General features: G+C 42.1%; 19 protein-coding genes and 1 pseudogene. 2 read left to right on the forward strand and 18 right to left on the reverse strand.

Annotated features, from left to right (window positions below):
- Positions 1-39 precede the first annotated feature (39 nt).
- The 9 genes and pseudogenes from CJU60_RS06515 to CJU60_RS06555 all read right to left on the reverse strand — a co-directional run bounded on the left by CJU60_RS06515 (position 40) and on the right by CJU60_RS06555 (position 7,637).
- Positions 40-1,956: an LTA synthase family protein gene (locus CJU60_RS06515; protein ID WP_095713280.1), complete on the reverse strand. Its 1,917-nt coding sequence runs from the start codon at positions 1,954-1,956 to the stop codon at positions 40-42.
- Between the two features lie 117 nt (positions 1,957-2,073).
- On the reverse strand, positions 2,074-3,039 hold the full coding sequence (gene glcK, locus CJU60_RS06520; RefSeq protein WP_044154564.1) for a glucose kinase GlcK: 966 nt from the start codon (positions 3,037-3,039) through the stop codon (positions 2,074-2,076).
- Positions 3,040-3,049: 10 nt separating this feature from the next.
- Positions 3,050-3,266 (reverse strand): annotated as a pseudogene (locus CJU60_RS06525) (YqgQ family protein).
- A gap of 130 nt (positions 3,267-3,396) precedes the next feature.
- Positions 3,397-4,917, reverse strand: a complete 1,521-nt coding sequence (yqgP, locus tag CJU60_RS06530; RefSeq protein ID WP_095713281.1) for a rhomboid protease YqgP — start codon at positions 4,915-4,917, stop codon at positions 3,397-3,399.
- A gap of 88 nt (positions 4,918-5,005) precedes the next feature.
- Positions 5,006-5,179 carry a hypothetical protein gene (locus CJU60_RS06535; RefSeq protein WP_024122059.1) on the reverse strand — a complete coding sequence of 58 codons (174 nt, stop codon included), beginning with the start codon at positions 5,177-5,179 and terminating at the stop codon, positions 5,006-5,008.
- Between the two features lie 66 nt (positions 5,180-5,245).
- Complete coding sequence (locus CJU60_RS06540; RefSeq protein ID WP_095713282.1) at positions 5,246-5,809, reverse strand: 5-formyltetrahydrofolate cyclo-ligase; 564 nt, start codon at positions 5,807-5,809, stop codon at positions 5,246-5,248.
- Between the two features lie 82 nt (positions 5,810-5,891).
- On the reverse strand, positions 5,892-6,041 hold the full coding sequence (gene rpmG / locus CJU60_RS06545; protein WP_003153056.1) for a 50S ribosomal protein L33: 150 nt from the start codon (positions 6,039-6,041) through the stop codon (positions 5,892-5,894).
- Positions 6,042-6,125: 84 nt separating this feature from the next.
- Positions 6,126-7,031: a glycosyltransferase family 4 protein gene (locus CJU60_RS06550; protein ID WP_255238325.1), complete on the reverse strand. Its 906-nt coding sequence runs from the start codon at positions 7,029-7,031 to the stop codon at positions 6,126-6,128.
- Positions 7,032-7,166: 135 nt separating this feature from the next.
- Complete coding sequence (locus tag CJU60_RS06555) at positions 7,167-7,637, reverse strand: hypothetical protein (protein ID WP_223203881.1); 471 nt, start codon at positions 7,635-7,637, stop codon at positions 7,167-7,169.
- A 179-nt stretch (positions 7,638-7,816) separates the two neighbouring features.
- Between CJU60_RS06555 and CJU60_RS06560 the strand changes: the two genes are divergently transcribed.
- Together CJU60_RS06560 and CJU60_RS06565 are read left to right on the forward strand one after the other, a co-directional pair.
- Positions 7,817-8,170: a hypothetical protein gene (locus CJU60_RS06560; protein WP_095713285.1), complete on the forward strand. Its 354-nt coding sequence runs from the start codon at positions 7,817-7,819 to the stop codon at positions 8,168-8,170.
- Positions 8,167-8,628, forward strand: a complete 462-nt coding sequence (locus tag CJU60_RS06565) for an endolytic transglycosylase MltG (RefSeq protein WP_024122063.1) — start codon at positions 8,167-8,169, stop codon at positions 8,626-8,628. The genes CJU60_RS06560 and CJU60_RS06565 overlap by 4 nt, the downstream gene beginning before the upstream one ends.
- Positions 8,629-8,659: 31 nt before the next feature.
- Here CJU60_RS06565 and pstB (CJU60_RS06570) read toward each other — a convergent pair whose 3' ends face one another.
- The 9 genes from pstB (CJU60_RS06570) to CJU60_RS06610 all read right to left on the reverse strand — a co-directional run bounded on the left by pstB (CJU60_RS06570) (position 8,660) and on the right by CJU60_RS06610 (position 18,153).
- Positions 8,660-9,442, reverse strand: a complete 783-nt coding sequence (pstB, locus tag CJU60_RS06570) for a phosphate ABC transporter ATP-binding protein PstB (RefSeq protein ID WP_024122064.1) — start codon at positions 9,440-9,442, stop codon at positions 8,660-8,662.
- Positions 9,443-9,452: 10 nt separating this feature from the next.
- Positions 9,453-10,262: a phosphate ABC transporter ATP-binding protein PstB gene (gene pstB / locus CJU60_RS06575; RefSeq protein ID WP_024122065.1), complete on the reverse strand. Its 810-nt coding sequence runs from the start codon at positions 10,260-10,262 to the stop codon at positions 9,453-9,455.
- Positions 10,263-10,282: 20 nt separating this feature from the next.
- Complete coding sequence (gene pstA, locus CJU60_RS06580) at positions 10,283-11,167, reverse strand: phosphate ABC transporter permease PstA (RefSeq protein ID WP_024122066.1); 885 nt, start codon at positions 11,165-11,167, stop codon at positions 10,283-10,285.
- Entirely contained in the window at positions 11,167-12,096 is a 930-nt protein-coding gene (pstC, locus tag CJU60_RS06585; RefSeq protein ID WP_024122067.1) for a phosphate ABC transporter permease subunit PstC, read from the reverse strand. The genes pstA and pstC overlap by 1 nt, the downstream gene beginning before the upstream one ends.
- Positions 12,097-12,164: 68 nt before the next feature.
- Positions 12,165-13,067, reverse strand: coding sequence for a phosphate ABC transporter substrate-binding protein (locus CJU60_RS06590; protein WP_024122068.1), 903 nt, complete (start codon positions 13,065-13,067; stop codon positions 12,165-12,167).
- Positions 13,068-13,220: 153 nt separating this feature from the next.
- A complete protein-coding gene (gene pbpA / locus CJU60_RS06595; RefSeq protein ID WP_095713286.1) occupies positions 13,221-15,371 on the reverse strand; it encodes a penicillin-binding protein 2A in 2,151 nt (716 codons plus the stop codon).
- A 113-nt stretch (positions 15,372-15,484) separates the two neighbouring features.
- Complete coding sequence (locus CJU60_RS06600) at positions 15,485-16,777, reverse strand: MFS transporter (protein WP_024122070.1); 1,293 nt, start codon at positions 16,775-16,777, stop codon at positions 15,485-15,487.
- Between the two features lie 107 nt (positions 16,778-16,884).
- Entirely contained in the window at positions 16,885-17,493 is a 609-nt protein-coding gene (sodA, locus tag CJU60_RS06605; RefSeq protein WP_024122071.1) for a superoxide dismutase SodA, read from the reverse strand.
- Between the two features lie 177 nt (positions 17,494-17,670).
- A complete protein-coding gene (locus tag CJU60_RS06610; protein WP_010334953.1) occupies positions 17,671-18,153 on the reverse strand; it encodes a DUF456 domain-containing protein in 483 nt (160 codons plus the stop codon).
- Between the last annotated feature and the right edge of the window lie 29 nt (positions 18,154-18,182).

The following is an 18,182-nucleotide window of genomic DNA, read 5'->3' on the forward strand; positions in this document are numbered from 1 at the left end:
GAAAGCCTCCCGCATTTTTTGATACGGGAGACTTTGTGATCATGAGGCCTGATCAAGAATTTGTTTTTCTTTTCGTTTTGACGAATTGTCCAATCTTTCCTGATCATAAAATCGTAACAAATCTCCGTAAATGATTTCATCGGAAAGTGAAAGCTCCTGCTTCGCTTTATCTGCAAATGTTTCACATTGTTTTGCCTCTTTCAAAGGCTTTCCAGTCGCTTTGTCATAACATAGACCGTCAGTATACACGATCTGGTCTGTGATAAAGCTTCCGTCCCGCAGCACTGTAAAGTCCAATTTGTCGTCAGAAAGCAGATCGTTGCCGAATTGAATGAAGTTCTTTGTATCAATACCTAACAGATTCATCAGCGTCGGCCGGATATCGATTTGTCCGCCTACCTTATCAATCGTTTTCGGCTTCTTGTCTGTAATTCCAGGAATATGAACGACAAACGGCACTTTTTGGAGCTGCACTTCTTCAAATGGTGTAATTTCTTTCCCTAAAAACTGCCCCATCGCTTCATTATGGTTTTCCGATATCCCGTAATGGTCACCGTATAAAACAATAATGGAGTTATCATATAACCCGTCTTCCTTCAGCTTTTCGATAAATCGTTTCAGCGCCTCATCCTGATAGCGAACAGTTGGGAAATACTTGTTTAACGTTTGGCTGCTTGAATCATATTCCTCAATCAATTTGTCCTCTTCATCAAGGTCAAACGGAAAGTGGTTCGTGAGTGTGATCAGCCTGGAGTAAAACGGCTGAGGCAGGTTTTTCATCAGCTCTGAAGACTGTTCAAAAAATTCTTTATCCTTTAGCCCCCAGCCGACTGAATTATCGTCATTGACATCATACGATTCAATATCAAAAAATGAATCATACCCAAATGAATCGTACATTAAGTCGCGATTCCAAAAGCTTTTATTATTAGCATGGAGCACCGCTGAATAATATCCGTTATTTTTGAGTATCTCCGGGGCGGCCATGTATTGATTGCCCGCATTTGTAAAGAACACAGCGCCTCGTCCAAGCGGATAAAGTGAATTGTCAACGATAAATTCAGAATCAGAGGTTTTCCCCTGCCCGGTTTGGTGGTAAACATTACTAAAGTTATAGCTTTCTTTTATAAAATCATTCAAAAACGGGGTGATTTCTTTTCCGTTCACCTTTTCATTGATCACAAAGCTTTGTGTCGACTCCAGAGATACGAGTATGACGTTTCTGCCTTTTGCGGCGCCAAATAAGTTCTTATTGGCATCTTTCGCATTGGCTGTGACATAGTTTTCAATTTCCGTCAGGCTGTTGCTGTCAGCCAGCGCTCTTTGTGCGGATTGCTTCGACTGAAGTACTCCGTCATAAATATGAAAATTAAAAAGGCTGATATTTTTAACGAGCATTTCTCTGTCAAATGAGCGTGTCAATAACTGCGGCCGTTCTGCCTCAGACAGACCTAAGTTGAAGAAATAAACGGAAGCCACAAACAAAAAATATGCCGCCCGTTCATTTTTCGTGGAGGGGATGTCTGATTGAAAGGCTTTTTGACGCATATAAAGCCATATTAAAATCACGATATCTACAGCCAATAGGAGGTCTGTCGGCTCAAGAAGCGTTCCGATGCTGCTTCCCAGATCGCCCATATTGCTTGTTTGAAAAAGAACCGGAATCGTTAGGAAATCATTGTAAAAACGATAAAAAACCATATTCGCCAGCAAAACAAATGTGACCATACAACTCATGGCAATAATGTAACGATTTCTGTTTCTTCCCTTTAAAAACAGGCTGAAGCCAAAAATAAGCAGCAAAAAGCTCAATGGGTTGATAAACAGAATAAATTCCTGCGTAAGATTGTCAATTTTAATATGAAAACTGGTTTTGTAAACAACATACGTTTTCAGCCACATCATTAAAATGGCAATCAGCATAAATGAAATCATCGAAAAAAACGTTTTTCGCATTTCAACCTCCTATGCAAGCACGCTCAAAAAAATCAGTCTATTCACAACATTCTCATTAACACATCAAATTAAATCTTAACCTGAACATAACAAAAAATCAATTTCATTTTCACAAATTTAACAATTTTGGTGTTTCAGCCATTCATTCTTAGCAATCCAAGCCCCTCCGATAACGCCCGCATCATTTCCAAGCGCCGCAATAGATATATCAGCCGCTTCCGCAGCGCGCGGAAAGGCACATATACGGAATGTTTTCTCGACTTTGGATCTCAGCAATTCTCCGGCTCTTGAAACGCCGCCGCCGAGAACAATTTTTGACGGATTAAGCGAGCTGGCCAGATTGCCAAGCACCAGGCCGAGATGCTTAGCTACATAATCGACAACTTCAAGAGCTAATTCATCATTTTCATTTGCTGCTTCAAATACATCTCGTGCCGTTAAATGATCAGATGCTTTTAATTGAGTCGGCTTTTTAGCTTTTGCAATTTTCTCTTTTGCAATTCTAACAATGCCAGTTGCTGACGCGATGGTTTCAATACAGCCTGTTTTACCGCAGTTGCACGGCGCCCCGCCTTCAGGGATGCTGCAAATATGGCCGATTTCTCCACCAGCGCCATTTATCCCGTGCACAATCTCCCCATTCACAATAATACCGCCGCCAACTCCTGTGCCTAGAGTAACGAGAATGACGTCTTTTGCGCCATCACCCGCACCCTTCCACATTTCTCCGAGCGCGGCAATATTCGCATCATTTTCTATAACCGCTGGGATGCCTGTTTCCGTTTCCAGATGATTTTTTAAAGCATAGTTTTTCCAGCCCAGATTTACCGTTTCATAAACGACCCCAGTTGCCATATCTACTGGCCCCGGTGCGCCCATTCCTATATATTTGACGATGTGCTTCGGTTTATGAAGCTCATCCAGCTTGCTGTCAATCGCTTTTGCTATTGTCACGGTAATGGTGTCACCGGACTTATCGGTCGGCACTTCCCATTTATGCTGAATCTCTCCATATTGATTAATAAATGCGAGTTTTATCGTCGTTCCTCCAAGATCGATTCCCGCAAACCATATCTCGTCCATTTTTATCACCTTAACCTTTACGTAAATCTCTTTCGTTTTTTTGTTTGTTCCAGCTCTTTATGAAGGACAGCTGCCGCTTTAGCCCACTGCTCCTTCTCAATCATATGATTTATATATAGTTCCTTTAATTCATCAAGCATAAACTCAATTTCAAGCTCTCTGTCACCAAAGTAAACAATGTGTCCAAATGTTTTTAACAGCTGCTGTACATCATAAAATGTATTCATATTCCTCACCATTCTTGATCTTAACTATAAATAGCGTAGTCATAAAGAACCGGCCAGTCAAGAAGAAAACGCTGACAAAAATACCCGGGATTCATTCCTTGGCAAATTCAACGTTTTCTCATCCAGTCATTTATTCTTTATTATTTTCAATTTGCTGCTGCAGTTCTATGTAACGCTTCTCCTTCGGCTTCAGCTTTACAGCGGTCCTGATTGCCTGATCAGCTTGACCAAGTTCATTTTTTTCCGCATACAGCAATGCCAAATTGTAATAGGACGCATGGTCTTTAGGCTCTTTTTGCACTGCTCTTTCCAAAAGAGAAATCGCCTGATCATATTCGCCGATTTGAATATCAGAAACTGCCAGGACTTTCAGAAGATCAGCTGAAGCGTCTTTCTGCTCTGCTTCACCGTTCAGCAATTCGGTTACTTCTTTATATTTTCCTTCCTGGTAAAGCTCATTTGCCTGCCGGATCAGCGCTGTCTCCTGATGGGACGGTGAATGCAATCCGTAATAGAGAAACCCGCCGGCCAGGGCAGCCAGCAGAATCGCTGACACCAGTTTTTTGCCCCAGTCTTTTGCTTTTGGCAAACCAAGTGCTGCCGCAGCAAGAAAACCGCCGGCCAAGCCGCCAATATGCCCCGAATTATCAATATTTGAGACCGCAAAGCCAAAACCCAGATTTATCAGGATAATAACAATAATATTTGTGCCTATCGTTTTTAGAAACATTTTTCGGTTTGACACAGCTACATACAGCAATGCGCCTAAGCATCCGAATATGGCGCCTGAAGCACCGGCTGACGGATACGGACTGAACACGAAGCTGGCGATCGATCCCGTGATACCCGCCGCCAAATAAATCAGCAAAAATCTGCCTGATCCATACATGCGCTCAACAGCGGTTCCAACCGACCATAAAGCCAGCGTGTTAAAGGCTAAATGCGCAAGGCCGATGTGAAGCACAATCGGCGTCAGCAGGCGCCACCATTCTCCGGCTGCAATCAGGCCGTTTTCCTTAGCACCGAAAGCAACAAGCGTCTCCGTATTGGTGCTGCCTCCGTTTATTTCGAGCAGGAAAAACATCACGAGCTGCAACGCGATGAACAAATATGTAAAGATCGGTTTTCCGTTCTGGAAAAACGCCGCTTCTTTTTTTCGCTGTTCCTCTTGTTTCTGCACTAGTGAAAAAAAGCGTTCTTTCGCCATTTGCGCGTGTTCCAATGAGTCTCGGTCTTCCGTCCATTCAACAGCATCAAGTGAGGGAAAAACTGCCTGCAGATCTTCATGAAGCGAAGTGCCAGTCACAAGTGCAGTTTCAACGGATACCTGTCCCTTTTCAAAAGGCTTTTCAGCGATTTCCTCCCAGTCATCGACAGGGGCTTCCGCTGAAATCAGCACATTCAGCAGCTTCAAATGCCGCTGGCCGATAGACTTTCTGACATGCTCTACTCGCTCCGCCTGCACTTCTATGTCCCTTGCAATTTCTTGGCGAAAATCAATATTCTGTTTTAAGAGGCGAATCAGATCATGAGAGGATTTGTCCGGTGCTTCCAGCCATATTTCATCAGATTCACCGGATTGTATGACGCCATACCCTCTTCTTACTAAATGCGCCGCGACCTTCCAATATGTATACTCCAACAAATACATGTTTACCGCTCCAATGGTTTTTTTTCATTATAACAGCTGGTGCTCTTGACGCCTACTAAAAGCAAAAAATCCCGTGAAAACGGGATTTTTAAAAAGCTTGCTGTATAAACTTATTGCGGATAAACGGGATTCTTAAAAAAAGATGAATAAAGGACCGTCTGATCCCGGGCTGGCTGAGCACGGTATTCATGAGACGGTAACGGTTTTGGTAAAACATCACGGCAGAAACAGCACAAATGGCATAGATCATAAATTTTTTCATTATATCCCTCCTGCCATTAGGGTTTGTTATTCTTTCTTATTTATTCTTGACGGAGGGACGAGAAAGCTATGAAAAGCAAGAAATGATTCGTTCCTCAGTAACCAGCATTTGAACCGGGATATCATGTGACAGATGCGGCACGTGATCATACAGCTGGCATTCTAAAAGCAAAGAAACTGTGTTCCCTTTATAATCACTTAAATAACGATCATAATAACCGCCGCCAAAGCCAATCCTATAGCCGTTGGCATCGAAACATACGCCAGGCACGATCATCAAATCAATCTGTGATTGGATCACTTCATTCGTTTTCTCAATCATCGGCTCCTGAAGTCCGGCGTAAACCGTTTCCAGCTGATCATCCGCTTGGAATGTGCGGAACTGCATTCTTTTCGTGTCGGGATCACACTTGGGAATACAAACTTCTTTCCCTTCGCCCCAGGCTTTTTCGATGATCGGCCGTGTCGGTACCTCCAGCCCTCTTGAAATGGTGACGGCTATGGTGCTGGCATTTTGCCACTCTTGGAGTGAAAATAAATGCTTGTTGATACGCGCAGTTTTCTTAGACAGTTCTTCACTCGATATCGCTGATAACGTTTCTATTGTTTTTTTTCTTAATTGTGCTTTCATTTCCATCCCCCTCGGAATAGAAAAAAGCCAGAACCTTTTTCAAAGCTCTGGCTTTTTTCTTACACCTCAAACAGCTATGCTGTTATTTTGTTTCACGGTGTAACGTAGATTTTTTATCACGTGGGCAATATTTTTTAAATTCAACGCGGTCTGGATTGTTGCGTTTGTTCTTTTTAGAAATATAGTTACGCTCACCACATTCTGTGCAAGCCAAAGTAATATTAACGCGCATTGTTTTCCCTCCAAACTAAATATCATTTACTTATTCAGACTTATATATAATACCACTATAATGCACGGAATGCTAGGATGTTTTTCAATGAAATGATGAATTATTGGATAGACGCTGATAAAGCTGCAAATATGATGCTGTGATGATCCGTGGATGATGCAGTTTCATCACCTGTTCTCTGCCCGCTTCTTTTATCCGGCGGGCCTTTTCTTCATCTATTAATATGTTGTGAAGCCTATCGGCTGCCTCCCGTTCTTGCGAAAAATCAGCAGCAATTGCAGTTTTGTCATGAACGGCAAAGTCACAAAAACCGCCCGACTGTGAAACAGCTGTCAGCACGCCTTGTTCCATGCTTTCTTGTGCAGCGAGCCCAAAGGGTTCATAAAAGCTTGGGAAAACAGCCATTTCACATTGAGACAGTAACGTCACGATCTCTCTTCTATTTAAAAAAGGATAAAACATTACACTTTCCTTTATGCTCAATTGCTCAGCCAGTTTCTTATAGGCAGCCAGAAACGGCCCTTGTCCAGCTAGCACCAACTGAAGGTCAGGCCGGCATTTGTTCAGAATAGAAAATACCTTCAACAGCTGTGAAAACCCTTTTTCCGGAACAAACCTTCCAAACGAAAACAAGTATCTTTTATGAATGATCCTTTCAGCTAGGCCGCTTTTTGCCTGCAGAGACAGAGGGCTTGGGATGACGGTTATTTTTTCACGAAACGGATACGCCTTATTCATCGATCTCTTCATAAAACTGCTTAACACAATCAGTTCGTCGGAAATTTCAAGGAGGAGCCTCTCCGTCAGCAGCCTGTACGGATGAGGCGTTTCTTTGCATGCACGCTTCCTTCTGCTTTCAAGCCCGTGGATCGTTGCAGCAAGCGGAATGCCAAGCTGCTTTTTCAAATAATGAGCGGCAGGAGCCGTCATGTCATCATGGGCATGAATCAGATCAAAGCGATCATTGCATGACAACACTTGTTGAACCATTCTGACATTGACATCAGCTATAAAGTCTTCAACATTCGCATTGGAACATAGCTTACCGCTTGGAACGCATACCGTTATTTTGATATGCGGATTTAAATAAGAAATAAGACGGCTCGAATGAAAGCATAAGGATGTTCATTTCCCTTTTCCCTCAGTGCGATAGCAGGTATAAGCAGAAAATTGCTCCTCCCACCTGGTATGTATTTCTGCATTGCGGAAACTGTTTATGTCGCTGACACCGTTTTCTGCAAGAAAGATGTCCTCTGTTTCAGCTAGTTTGAGAGAAACATTCATTGAATTCAGTATTCTGCATTCTGCGCGATATAAAGCATGACCAGGCACCTGAACAATGATCCATTTCCCTTTGCCCCGTTTTATGCGTTTCGTCCTGACAGCTTCTATACCGTTTCTTTTCACGAAAATACGGATTTCTTTTATCATGTCCGGCGCTTTTTCGAAAAGCACGGTTTCCGCCAGTTTCATCGTCTCAACTGAAAGATTCCATCGGACTGTCAATGTGTGAGAGTTTTGGATGTTCATGTCGAATATGTCCCTAAAAAAAGGAATCCCGCTTCGAATGTTATGGGGAAATGAGTGTTTGTCCATAGGCTTCTCACATTCTCCTTTCCTTCCATTGGCTCGGTGATCCTATTAAACCATTACCCATAAAGGAAGAAAAGAAAGATTTCTCGACAAAAACTCGTTTTTTTCGCGAATTCCTTTAGAATCCACTTGTTTTATGGTATAAAAAAGAAGGATAAAAAAAGAATAGAAGGTGATGAAACGTGGAAATTGCTATTATTGCGTTGTTTATCGTCAGTATAGCGCTAATTGCATTCTCATATTCTCAACGAGATCCGATGAAAGATGTCGAGCAGGAGCTTGAAACATTGCAGCTTTCTGCTATGCAGGAAATTTATAAGCTCAAAAAGAAAATGACAGTGCTTGAGGAAGAATTACTTGAAACAAACCTTGTGATCCATAAAGCAAAGAACAGCGGCATCAATCAAAAGATCGCCAAACAAATACTTTCTAAATATAATAACGGCATGTCAGCTGAAGCAATTGCTAAAGCTGAGCATGTATCAGTAGAAGACGTGAATACGATTATAAAAGATAATGAGAAGGTGCTCGTATGACAAAACGAGGCATTCAGGCATTTGCCGGCGGTATCATATTAGCGACAGCCGTTCTCGCAAGTGTTTTTTATCTGACAGATGAAGATCAAGCCGCTGCTGTAAAAGAACAAAAAACAGTAACCGAGCAGGACGTGAACAATTATCTCGATTCTAAAAAAATGGTTTCTGTTAACCGTGATGAATATCAAAAGCTTCTCGACTCAAAAGAGAAATCTCTGAGCGATGACAGCAGCTCAGACTCGAAAAACAAAGTAAAAACGTACAAGCTCATCATTAAAGACGGCATGAGCACCGCAGATGTATCAGCTATTCTTGAAAAAGAAGGCATTATTTCTTCAGCTAAGGACTTTAATGACTACGTGATCGACGCTGGGTATCACAAGGAGATTCGTGCCGGAGAATTTAAAGTTAAATCAGATATGAGCTTCAAAAAGATCGTTAAAACATTAACACGATAAAAAAAACAGGCTATGTAACAGCCTGTTTTTTTTATCCGAATTTCCCTGTAATATAATCGAGTGTTCTTTGATCTCTCGGCTGAGAGAACATTTTATTTGTATTGTCGCATTCAACAAGCTCACCCATGTAGAAAAATGCAGTTTGATCAGAAACCCTCGCTGCCTGCTGCATGTTGTGCGTCACGATAACGATGGTGTATTTATTTTTCAGCTGAAGAATGAGCTCTTCAATTTTTCTAGTCGAAATTGGATCTAGCGCAGATGTCGGCTCATCCATCAGCAAAATATCAGGATTTGTCGCAAGAGCTCTGGCGATACAGAGACGCTGCTGCTGGCCGCCTGATAATGAGAGTGCAGATGAATGCAAACGATCCTTCACCTCATCCCACAGCGCCACGTCTTTTAATGACTTTTCTACAATGTCTTGCAGCTTCTTTTTATTTTTGATGCCGTGAACTCTCGGTCCGTAAGCAACATTATCAAAAATTGATTGCGGAAACGGGTTTCCTTTCTGAAATACCATGCCGATATTTTTGCGTAGATCTACGATATCGACTTTATCCTTTAAAATGTTGCTGCCATTATAGTTCAGCTCACCCGCAAGCTTTACATTCGGCGTCATTTGAATCATTAAATTCAATGTTTTAATAAATGTCGATTTGCCGCATCCTGACGGCCCGATAATCGCCGTGACTTCGTTTTGATTAATGCTCAAATTGATATTTTTCAAAGCATGGTTTTCCCCATACCATAAATTCATTCCGTTGACTTGATATACTTCCTGTTTCTTTACAGCTTCGGTAGCAATACTCATTGCCAGCCTCCTATCCGAATTTCCCGTTAATGTAATCCTCTGTTTTTTGCTGCTTCGGACTTGTGAAAATTTGTTCGGTCTGTCCGTATTCAACGATCTCGCCGTTTAAAAAGAAAGCCGTCCGGTCAGACACCCGCAGAGCCTGCTGCATATTGTGAGTGACAATAATAATTGAGTATTCGCTTTTCAATTCCGTAATCAATTCTTCTATTTTCGCATTTGAAATCGGATCTAGCGCTGAAGCAGGTTCATCAAGAAGCAGAACGGCCGGCTTCATCGCGAGCGTTCTGGCAATACATAAACGCTGCTGCTGACCGCCTGATAACGAAAGTGCGGATGAATGCAAACGGTCCTTTACTTCATCCCAGAGCGCCGCTTTTGTTAAGCTTTCTTCCACGATGTCGTCGAGCACTGATTTGTTCCGCTCTCCCGCATATTTTAATGCATGCGTGATATTATGGTAGATCGATTTTGGAAATGGATTCGGCTTTTGGAAGACCATGCCGATTTCTCTTCTTAAGCTGACAACGTTAATATTGCTTCCCAGTATATTTAATCCTTCATACAAAATTTCACCTTCGCTTCTTGCAGAAGGAATTAAGTCATTCATGCGGTTAATATTTCTAAGAAAAGTAGATTTGCCGCATCCTGACGGCCCGATCAAAGCGGTCACCGCATTTTTTTCAATCTCCATATTCACGTGACGAACGGCCTGTTTGTTTCCGTAGAAAATAGACAGATCCTTCATCTCGAGCACATGGTGCTGCTGAGGAATTATAACCGCGCTCTCAGGCTTTTCTTTTAGCATTTGTTCAGACATTGTTTTCGCCTCTTTCCGGTCTAATTTGCCGTAAGCTTTTTATAGATTATTGTTCCAAGCCATCTCGCCGCGAGATTGAAGACTAGGACTGAAATCACCAGCACTGCAGAACCGCCGTTGGCAATCGCTTCAGCATCCGGAATCATCCCTTGCGTATTTACGTTCCAAATGTGGACCGCAAGTGTTTCAGCGGGTCTGAAAATATTAAGCGGCGATGTTTCAGAAAACGGATTCCACTCTGCAAAATTGAGGCGCGGCGTTGTAAGCCCTGCTGTAAATAATAAAGCCGCCGCTTCCCCGAACACCCTTCCTGACGCTAAAATGGCACCTGTGATGATGGAAGGGATCGCACTTGGTATTAAAACGGTTTTTACGGTATGCCATCGAGAAACACCTAAAGCGAGCGATGCTTCCTTCAAATCTTTAGGGACTGAACGGACCGCGTCTTCTGTCACACGCACCATAACAGGAAGATTAAAGACCGTTAATGCCAGCGCCCCGCCTATGATCGTATATCCCCAGCCTGTCAGGTTAACAAACATCAGTAAGCCGAACATTCCAATGACAATTGATGGAAGAGATGAAAGGACCTCAATACACGTTCTGATAAAATCTGTCACTTTGTTGTTAGGCGCGTATTCCGCCATGAACACTCCGCCGCCCACTCCGAGCGGGATGGTAATCAGCATCGTGATAAACAGAATATAAAAGGAGTTAAACAGCTGGTCTCGTATCCCGCCTCCTGCGGCAATGGCACTTGATTTTGTCGTAATAAAATCAAAGCTGAGCTGAGAAACACCGTTAATAATAATATAGGAAAACAGACCGACTAGAATCGCGGCGATAATGGCTGCGCATAAACCGAACATTCCAGTCGCCAGTTTATCTGTTAATTTGCGGTTCATTACACTTTCCTCCTAGATGACAAGTAGCGAATAAGCAGGATGAACAAGAATGACATCACCAGCAACACAAGTCCCATTGACCACAGCGTATTATTTTCAACGCTTCCGTATGTGGTATGGCCCATATTCAGCGTAATAATGGTTGTCAATGTTCCTGCGGTGTCAAACAGACTTTCAGGCAATACTCTTGTATTTCCAATGACCATTTGGACAGCAAGAGCCTCACCAAACGCACGGGCCATACCTAGGACAACGGCAGTCATTAATGTCGGAAAAGCTGCAGGGATGAGCACTTTTCTAATGGTCTGCCATCTTGTCGCACCGAGAGCGTAAGAACCTTCTCTTAAGCTTTTCGGAAGTGATGCCATCGCATCGGCTGAGATAGATGTAATCGTCGGCAGAATCATAATAGAAAGCACAATCGTTCCCGCCAATAAACTGTGTCCTGTTCCGCTCGTTTTGAACTGAGCAATAAAAGGCACCAATACTGTAAGACCTATGAATCCATAAACAACAGATGGGATGCCGACCAATAATTCGATCACCGGCTGCAGCACTTTCTTCCCCCAATTCGGCGCAATTTCTGTCATAAAGATCGCACCTGCTATGCCGAGCGGCGCAGCAATGAGAGCGGAGAGAATCGTTACTGCAAATGAGCCAAAGATAAAAGGCAGCACTCCGTATTTCGGATCAGAATCTGTAGGGTTCCAATTCAGACTCGTTAAGAATTCAATTGGGCTTACACCATTTACAAGAAAAGATTGCAGCCCCTTAATGCCGAGGAAAATGGTGATCGCCACAGATGCCGCTATCATTATAAGCGCGCAGGCTGTCACGATCATTCTTCCCCGAACTTCATCCAATTGCCTATTTTGCCTTGAGCTGATTAAACGTTCGCTCACAGACATATTTTCTCTATTGTTTATCATTGTTTTACACTCCTATGAATGTGTTAAGAGGAGAAACGGAAGTCTCCGCACTCCTCTTTTTATTTAGATCAGCTTTGCTTCCCTTTGGCATCGCGAGTCACTTTCATATCAGTCACCGGAATGTACCCTTGGTCAGTTACAATGCTTTTTTGAATGTCTTCACTCTTTAGATAATCAAGAAATTCTTTCGCTAGATCTTTCGCTTCGCCTTTTGTATAAGAATGCTGATAAGCCCAGATTGGATATTCTCCAGTTGTAACGTTTTTCGCTTCGGGCTTCACACCGTCAATAGATAAAGCTGTTACTTTGTCATCTGTTAAATATGAGAATGCAAGATATCCAATTGCTCCCGGAGTATCAGCAATGATTTTTTTCACAGTGTTGGAAGAATCCTCAGTAATGCCTTCTGCCGGTTCTTCTCCGTCAAGCGCATATTTTACAAATGTCGCACGTGTACCTGAAGAATCAGGACGGTTTACAAGCGTAATTTTTTGGTCCTTTCCGCCAAGCTCTTTCCAGTTTTTGATTTTGCCAGTGAAGATTTTTTTCAATTCATCTTTTGAGATATCTTTTACACCTGTGTCAGGGTTTACAGCCGCTGCCATACCGACTACTGCAACTTGATGGTCTACAAGCGCTTTTGCGTCGATACCTTCTTTTTCTTCAGCGAAAACATCTGAATTTCCGATTTGAACAGCTCCTTCAGATACTTGAGAAAGCCCTGTTCCAGACCCCCCTGCTTGTACCTGTATATCAGCATCAGGGTTTTCTTCCATAAATTTTTCTGCAGCTGCAAGTACTAATGGCTGCATGGCCGATGAACCAGAAATGGTTAAAGAACCTGATGCCTTTTCTTCTCCTTTTGCAGAGCCGCTATTTGTTTTTTCACTTTCTCCTGCGTTTCCGCATGCAGCTGCAATCATCATAAAAGCAGCCATCAGAAGCATAAGCACCAATTTGTTTTTTTTCATTTCCTGAATTCCCCCTGCGTATAATGTGTAATTTGTCCTACACGTATAGAGTAAAGGTTCTATGTAAAATAGGTTTAAATCGAATGTTAAGGTTTTGTAAATCCGTGCATTTTTTTGTATAAAAAAACGCCCACATGATGTGGGCGTTTCTGTTTAGTTATCAGAAGACGTTGTGTTTTCTGCTTTTTCTTCAATTTTGTCTTTATTTTTTTGCTGAGTATCTTCTTTGTCCTGCTTCGATTTCAGCTCAAAATATTTATCCAATACTTCTCTGCCGATTTCGTTCGTAATGGTATATTTAGCGCTGTAATCTACATAAGCCCAAGGAACTACAACAGAGATGGCAACCTCAGGGTTATCAGCAGGCGCATAAGCAACAAGTGTTGTATTATAAGTACTTTCACCTGTTTTTGATTTATTTGGTCCGTCATAGAACGATTGTGCTGTTCCTGTTTTAGCAGCAGGTTTATAAGATGCTGAAGCAAATTGACTTGCCGCAGTTCCTTTAGTCGCGACTCGTCTAAACCCGGCTTGAACCTCTTTAATATAATCGCTTTTCATGTCCACTTTATTCAGCACTTCAGGCTGAACAGATTGTACGACCGCCCCGATTCCTTTTTCTGCATCAGGTTCCCTTACTTCTTTTACAAGCTGAGGTTTCAAGCGGTAGCCACCATTTGCGATTGTTGATACATATTGTGCTAGTTCGAGCGGTGTATACGTATCATATTGGCCGATAGCATAGTCAAGCAAGAATCCCGTCAATCTGCTTGTTCCTTTATAGCCTGTCATTTCATTTGGAAGGTCAATCCCAGTTTTTACACCAAGTCCAAATTGACTGAAATAATTCCGGAACGTATCAAAAGCCGTCGTATCAATCGGTAAAGCTTGATGCGGTTTATATTCACCTTTTCCAAGTGCGATTGCAGTTTTAAACATGAATACGTTTGAAGACTGCTCTAAGGCTCTTTGAATATTAACAGGTCCCAAAGTAGTCCACGATTTTTTGCCGTTTTTATCCTGGCCAATATATAATGGTTCATCCTGAAAAACTGTATTCAGATTGATGGCACCAGTTTGAAGACCTGTCAGTACAGTTGCGCCTTTGACAGCTGATCCCATAGCATAAGATGACGTCATATTCCCTAGTGCGTAATCATCAATTTTATATTTCCCGTTTTCTGTTTTAATCTGCTTACCCGCCATCGTCAGCACTTCGCCGTTTCTCGGGTCCATCATGACGACAAATGCCCGGTCTAACAATTCAGTACTTGGTCTTGCTTTAGCAGACTTGAGGTTTTTCTCAATGATTTTTTCAACTGATTTTTGCAAGTCAATGTCAATCGTAAGCACGAGATCTTTACCGGCTTTCCCTTCAGAAACGGTCTTTGTTCCCGTTACATTGCCATTTGAATCTGTGATATTTTCCACCTTAGCTTTTTGGCCTTGCAAAAGGCTTTCGTATTGATATTCTAAGTAGCTTTTTCCGACCCTGTCATTTCGGCTGTAGCCAAGCGACAGATAATGGTCGAGCAAGTTGGATGGCAATCCTTCATCAGAGCTTGATACACTTCCGAGCACTGAGCGGAGAAGATTTTTATACGGATATTCACGTTCCCAGTCTGACGTGACATCAACACCCGGGAGTTCATCTAAATGTTCACTTACAACTGCCATTTCTTTCGCTGATACATCTTCATTTTTGATGTATTGCGGTGTTAATGCATATCCGGAGTCCATCTGTCTTTTAATGGCGAGAATCTGCATGTCTTTATCAGTCAATTCATTCAGCTGCTTATCGGTAATCCGTTTTAGCTGGAGCTGGTATAAATCATCATCTGATAATTTTTTATTTTCCACTTGCTGTCTTTCCTTAGAAGTAATCAGCTTTTTCGCTTCTTTTGGTCTAGTCAAAATCCAATAATCTTTTTTATCCCGTTCTGTTACTTTTTTTGTATCGACTTTAATCATATCTGCCAGCTTTTTTGCGATTTTCAAACGCTGTTCTTGCGTTGTAGATTTAGATCTGGTGTATGTAATCGCATTTAAAGCCTTATTTGTTACAATGGCATTAAAATTCCGATCATAAATTTTCCCGCGCGGCACCGCCGAGCTGACTTCACTTTGTTCCTGCTGATTGGCTTGATTTTTGTAATCATCGCCTTGAACGATCTGCTTAATGCCAAGCTCCACAATAATCCAGGTGAATATAACAAAAGCGGCCAAAAATAAAATATTCAGCCGGATCGGAAGCGACTTCTTTTTCTCTTTATGATTTTGCTTTTTTTGTTTATTTCTCCTCATAACATCACCTTTTTCTATTTACAGAAAGAAAAGACACTCACGTAAGAGTGCCATTTTTCATTTTAAAGGTTTTTTCGACTTTTTTCTACAGATAACCCCTTATTGCCAAAAAATTATCTTTCGCCTTTTAAAAGGTTCGGTTCAGTCACCCGTTTGTGGCCGTCTTCTTCCATAGTTTCATTTTCCTCTTCTTTCTCTTTAAAACGAATATCCTTGACAAAGTAATAAATGAGCGGATGCCCGATGCCCAAGATGGCAAGCGACAACGGTATACCCATATCTTCTTTAAAAAGGGCCACGATAAGGAGAAAGCATAAAATCGAAACAATTCTGCCGGCGTTTAAAAACATTTCTCTCAGCACGATATATTCAATTCTCGCTTTTCTGGCATGTCTGGCCCGTCCTATGACATCATATGTAAGCGATACATAAGGCACGAGCAAAAGAGGATAGCCGATCGCAATAAACACGCCGTACGTCAATAATGTCGTAAAGCTCATATGAAAGAGTATCAAAAACAGCGCGCCATAGAGAATAAGGCCGCCCAGCAAAATTGATTTTTTACGGGCCTTCTTCTTGATCAGCCTTGAAGCAAAATAATAGGCAAAAAAGGAAACAGCAGAGTTGACGAGACCAAAGGTTCCGAGGGCCAGTTCGCTGTTTGTTTCAATAAACACAAAAACACTGATTAAAAAGACGAAAATCCCTTCTCTCAAGCCCTGAAAAAAATGCGCATTTGTAATTCGCCGCCAGTTCATATTAGTGTGGCGTTCTCCAAATACCTTACTCAGCATAAATTGGCCCTTTGATTCTCTCCGTTTTAGGAAGAAGCTCATCACGACAGCCAGTGCAAATAAACTGAGGGAGAGACTGAAAATGACAGTGTAACCCGTATTATTTTCAAGCCTTGAGATGACAAATCCTGCAACAATCGGACCAATCATTCCTGCAGATGAGGACAGGATGCCCATAAAGCCGTTGAAAAAATCCCGCGTATCAGGCTCTGTTATTTCAAAGGTGAGCACATTAAACGCGAGCCAGTAAAATCCATAGCCTACTCCGAGCACCGCTCCGATGAGAACAAGACGTGATGCAGCAGTTTCTCCAGCCAGCAGCACACTTAAATAAAATGCTGCTAAAAAAATCACTCCAAATCTAAGAATGAAAACCCGGTCTATTTTTTTGGCTAAACGGCCAGCTAAATAAAATGTTATCGGCTGCATCGTCACAATCGATAAGTTGTATATCGCCAAATCAATAAATTTTCCTGACTGCTTCCAGAGATACACATTCACAAATGTATTGGAAAGCGCAATTCCTAACGAGTAAAGACCGCCAACGGTCAGCAGAAGAAGTAATCCTTTATTTACATTTACATCTCCAATTACCTTTTTTAGTTTGCTCATTACTGACTCCCCTTTACTACCCCTTAGTCTGTCTCACTGAAACCGAGATATGTAAAGAGAAGACATAAAAAAACAAGGCCCTTTTATGAGGGCCTTGTTTTGCGTTATTATTTTGCTGCGCTGTAAAGACGAGCAACTTCGTCCCAGTTTACCACATTCCAGAAAGCTGAAATGTAATCAGGACGGCGGTTTTGATAGTTAAGGTAGTAAGCATGCTCCCAAACATCAAGACCTAGGATAGGCGTTTTGCCTTCAGAAAGCGGAGAATCTTGGTTTGGCGTGCTTGTGATTTCAAGTTTGCCGTTGTTTACAACAAGCCATGCCCAGCCTGAACCGAAACGTCCAGCTGCTGCTGCAGCGAATTGTTCTTTGAATTTGTCCAAGCTTCCAAATACACTGTTGATCTCTTCAGCAAGCTCGCCAGTTGGCTCGCCACCGCCGTTTGGAGATAAAAGTGTCCAGAATAATTTGTGGTTCGCGTGTCCGCCGCCATTGTTGCGGACTGCTGTGCGGATGTTTTCAGGAACAGAATCTAGATCTGCAACAAGCTCTTCAACTGATTTGTTTGCAAGAGCAGTGTTTCCTTCAACCGCTTTGTTTAAATTTGTAACGTATGTGTTATGGTGCTTCGTATGGTGAATATTCATAGTTTCCTTGTCGATATGCGGTTCTAAAGCATCGTACGCATAAGGTAATTCTGGAAGTTCGTAAGCCATGATAATTCCTCCTTAATATATATGTACTGAAATGCCGCTTCACAGCGAGCCTTTCTTCATTCAATGTAACAAAAGAACGCCGTGTAATCAATGAAAAAGCTCACAATTTGGCTATTTCAGCAGACATATTTCACTTTAACCGTTAGATTGCCCCCTTAAACCTCCTGACAGCAATTCTTACAGGACAGTCCATAAAAAATATCCGATCATTAAAAGCTGAATAATTCCCTTTGCAATGACCCCCGTTAAAAAGCCGATCAATGAGCCTAGCCCAATTTTAAACGCTGATTTTACATCTTTTTGATGTACGATAAGCTCTGCGCAAACAGCTCCGATAAACGGCCCTAAAATAATCCCCGCAACCGGAATCACAAAGGGACCGATCAACAACCCGATCGTACTCCCCCAAATAGCAGCTTTGCTTCCGCCGAACCTCTTTACACCAAGCAGATTGGAAACGTAATCTGCGGCGAATAATACTGCGGCGAATACAGCTTCAACCAGCCAGAACATATAGGAATACGGACTGAAAGAAAACAAAAATCCATATAATACAAAACCGGCAACGATAAATACAACACTTGGAATAACAGGATACACAAGCCCGATAAAAGCGATGATAAATAGTGCCGCGATCAACAGCCAATACAAAATATCCATAGAATCCATCCTCCTCATTATGCTTACAT

It is taken from the genome of Bacillus sp. 7705b (genome assembly GCF_002289525.1).
In the GTDB taxonomy this organism is placed as follows: Bacteria; Bacillota; Bacilli; order Bacillales; family Bacillaceae; genus Bacillus; species Bacillus halotolerans.

Bases quoted from the DNA above. Each gene is read 5' to 3' on its own strand.
- yqgP (WP_095713281.1), bottom strand. From the start codon at position 4,917: ATGTATTTGTTGGAGTATACATATTGGAAGGTCGCGGCGCATTTAGTA.
- CJU60_RS06540 (WP_095713282.1), bottom strand. From the start codon at position 5,809: ATGAAAGCACAATTAAGAAAAAAAACAATAGAAACGTTATCAGCGATA.
- pstB (WP_024122065.1), bottom strand. From the start codon at position 10,262: ATGTCTGAACAAATGCTAAAAGAAAAGCCTGAGAGCGCGGTTATAATT.
- CJU60_RS06515 (WP_095713280.1), bottom strand. From the start codon at position 1,956: ATGCGAAAAACGTTTTTTTCGATGATTTCATTTATGCTGATTGCCATT.
- CJU60_RS06590 (WP_024122068.1), bottom strand. From the start codon at position 13,067: ATGAAAAAAAACAAATTGGTGCTTATGCTTCTGATGGCTGCTTTTATG.
- glcK (WP_044154564.1), bottom strand. From the start codon at position 3,039: ATGGACGAGATATGGTTTGCGGGAATCGATCTTGGAGGAACGACGATA.
- pstB (WP_024122064.1), bottom strand. From the start codon at position 9,442: ATGAGTATTGCTACCGAAGCTGTAAAGAAACAGGAAGTATATCAAGTC.
- sodA (WP_024122071.1), bottom strand. From the start codon at position 17,493: ATGGCTTACGAACTTCCAGAATTACCTTATGCGTACGATGCTTTAGAA.
- CJU60_RS06565 (WP_024122063.1), top strand. From the start codon at position 8,167: ATGACAAAACGAGGCATTCAGGCATTTGCCGGCGGTATCATATTAGCG.
- pstC (WP_024122067.1), bottom strand. From the start codon at position 12,096: ATGATAAACAATAGAGAAAATATGTCTGTGAGCGAACGTTTAATCAGC.
- CJU60_RS06550 (WP_255238325.1), bottom strand. From the start codon at position 7,031: ATGGTTCAACAAGTGTTGTCATGCAATGATCGCTTTGATCTGATTCAT.
- CJU60_RS06610 (WP_010334953.1), bottom strand. From the start codon at position 18,153: ATGGATATTTTGTATTGGCTGTTGATCGCGGCACTATTTATCATCGCT.
- CJU60_RS06600 (WP_024122070.1), bottom strand. From the start codon at position 16,777: ATGAGCAAACTAAAAAAGGTAATTGGAGATGTAAATGTAAATAAAGGA.
- pbpA (WP_095713286.1), bottom strand. From the start codon at position 15,371: ATGAGGAGAAATAAACAAAAAAAGCAAAATCATAAAGAGAAAAAGAAG.
- CJU60_RS06555 (WP_223203881.1), bottom strand. From the start codon at position 7,637: ATGGACAAACACTCATTTCCCCATAACATTCGAAGCGGGATTCCTTTT.
- rpmG (WP_003153056.1), bottom strand. From the start codon at position 6,041: ATGCGCGTTAATATTACTTTGGCTTGCACAGAATGTGGTGAGCGTAAC.
- pstA (WP_024122066.1), bottom strand. From the start codon at position 11,167: ATGAACCGCAAATTAACAGATAAACTGGCGACTGGAATGTTCGGTTTA.
- CJU60_RS06535 (WP_024122059.1), bottom strand. From the start codon at position 5,179: ATGAAAAAATTTATGATCTATGCCATTTGTGCTGTTTCTGCCGTGATG.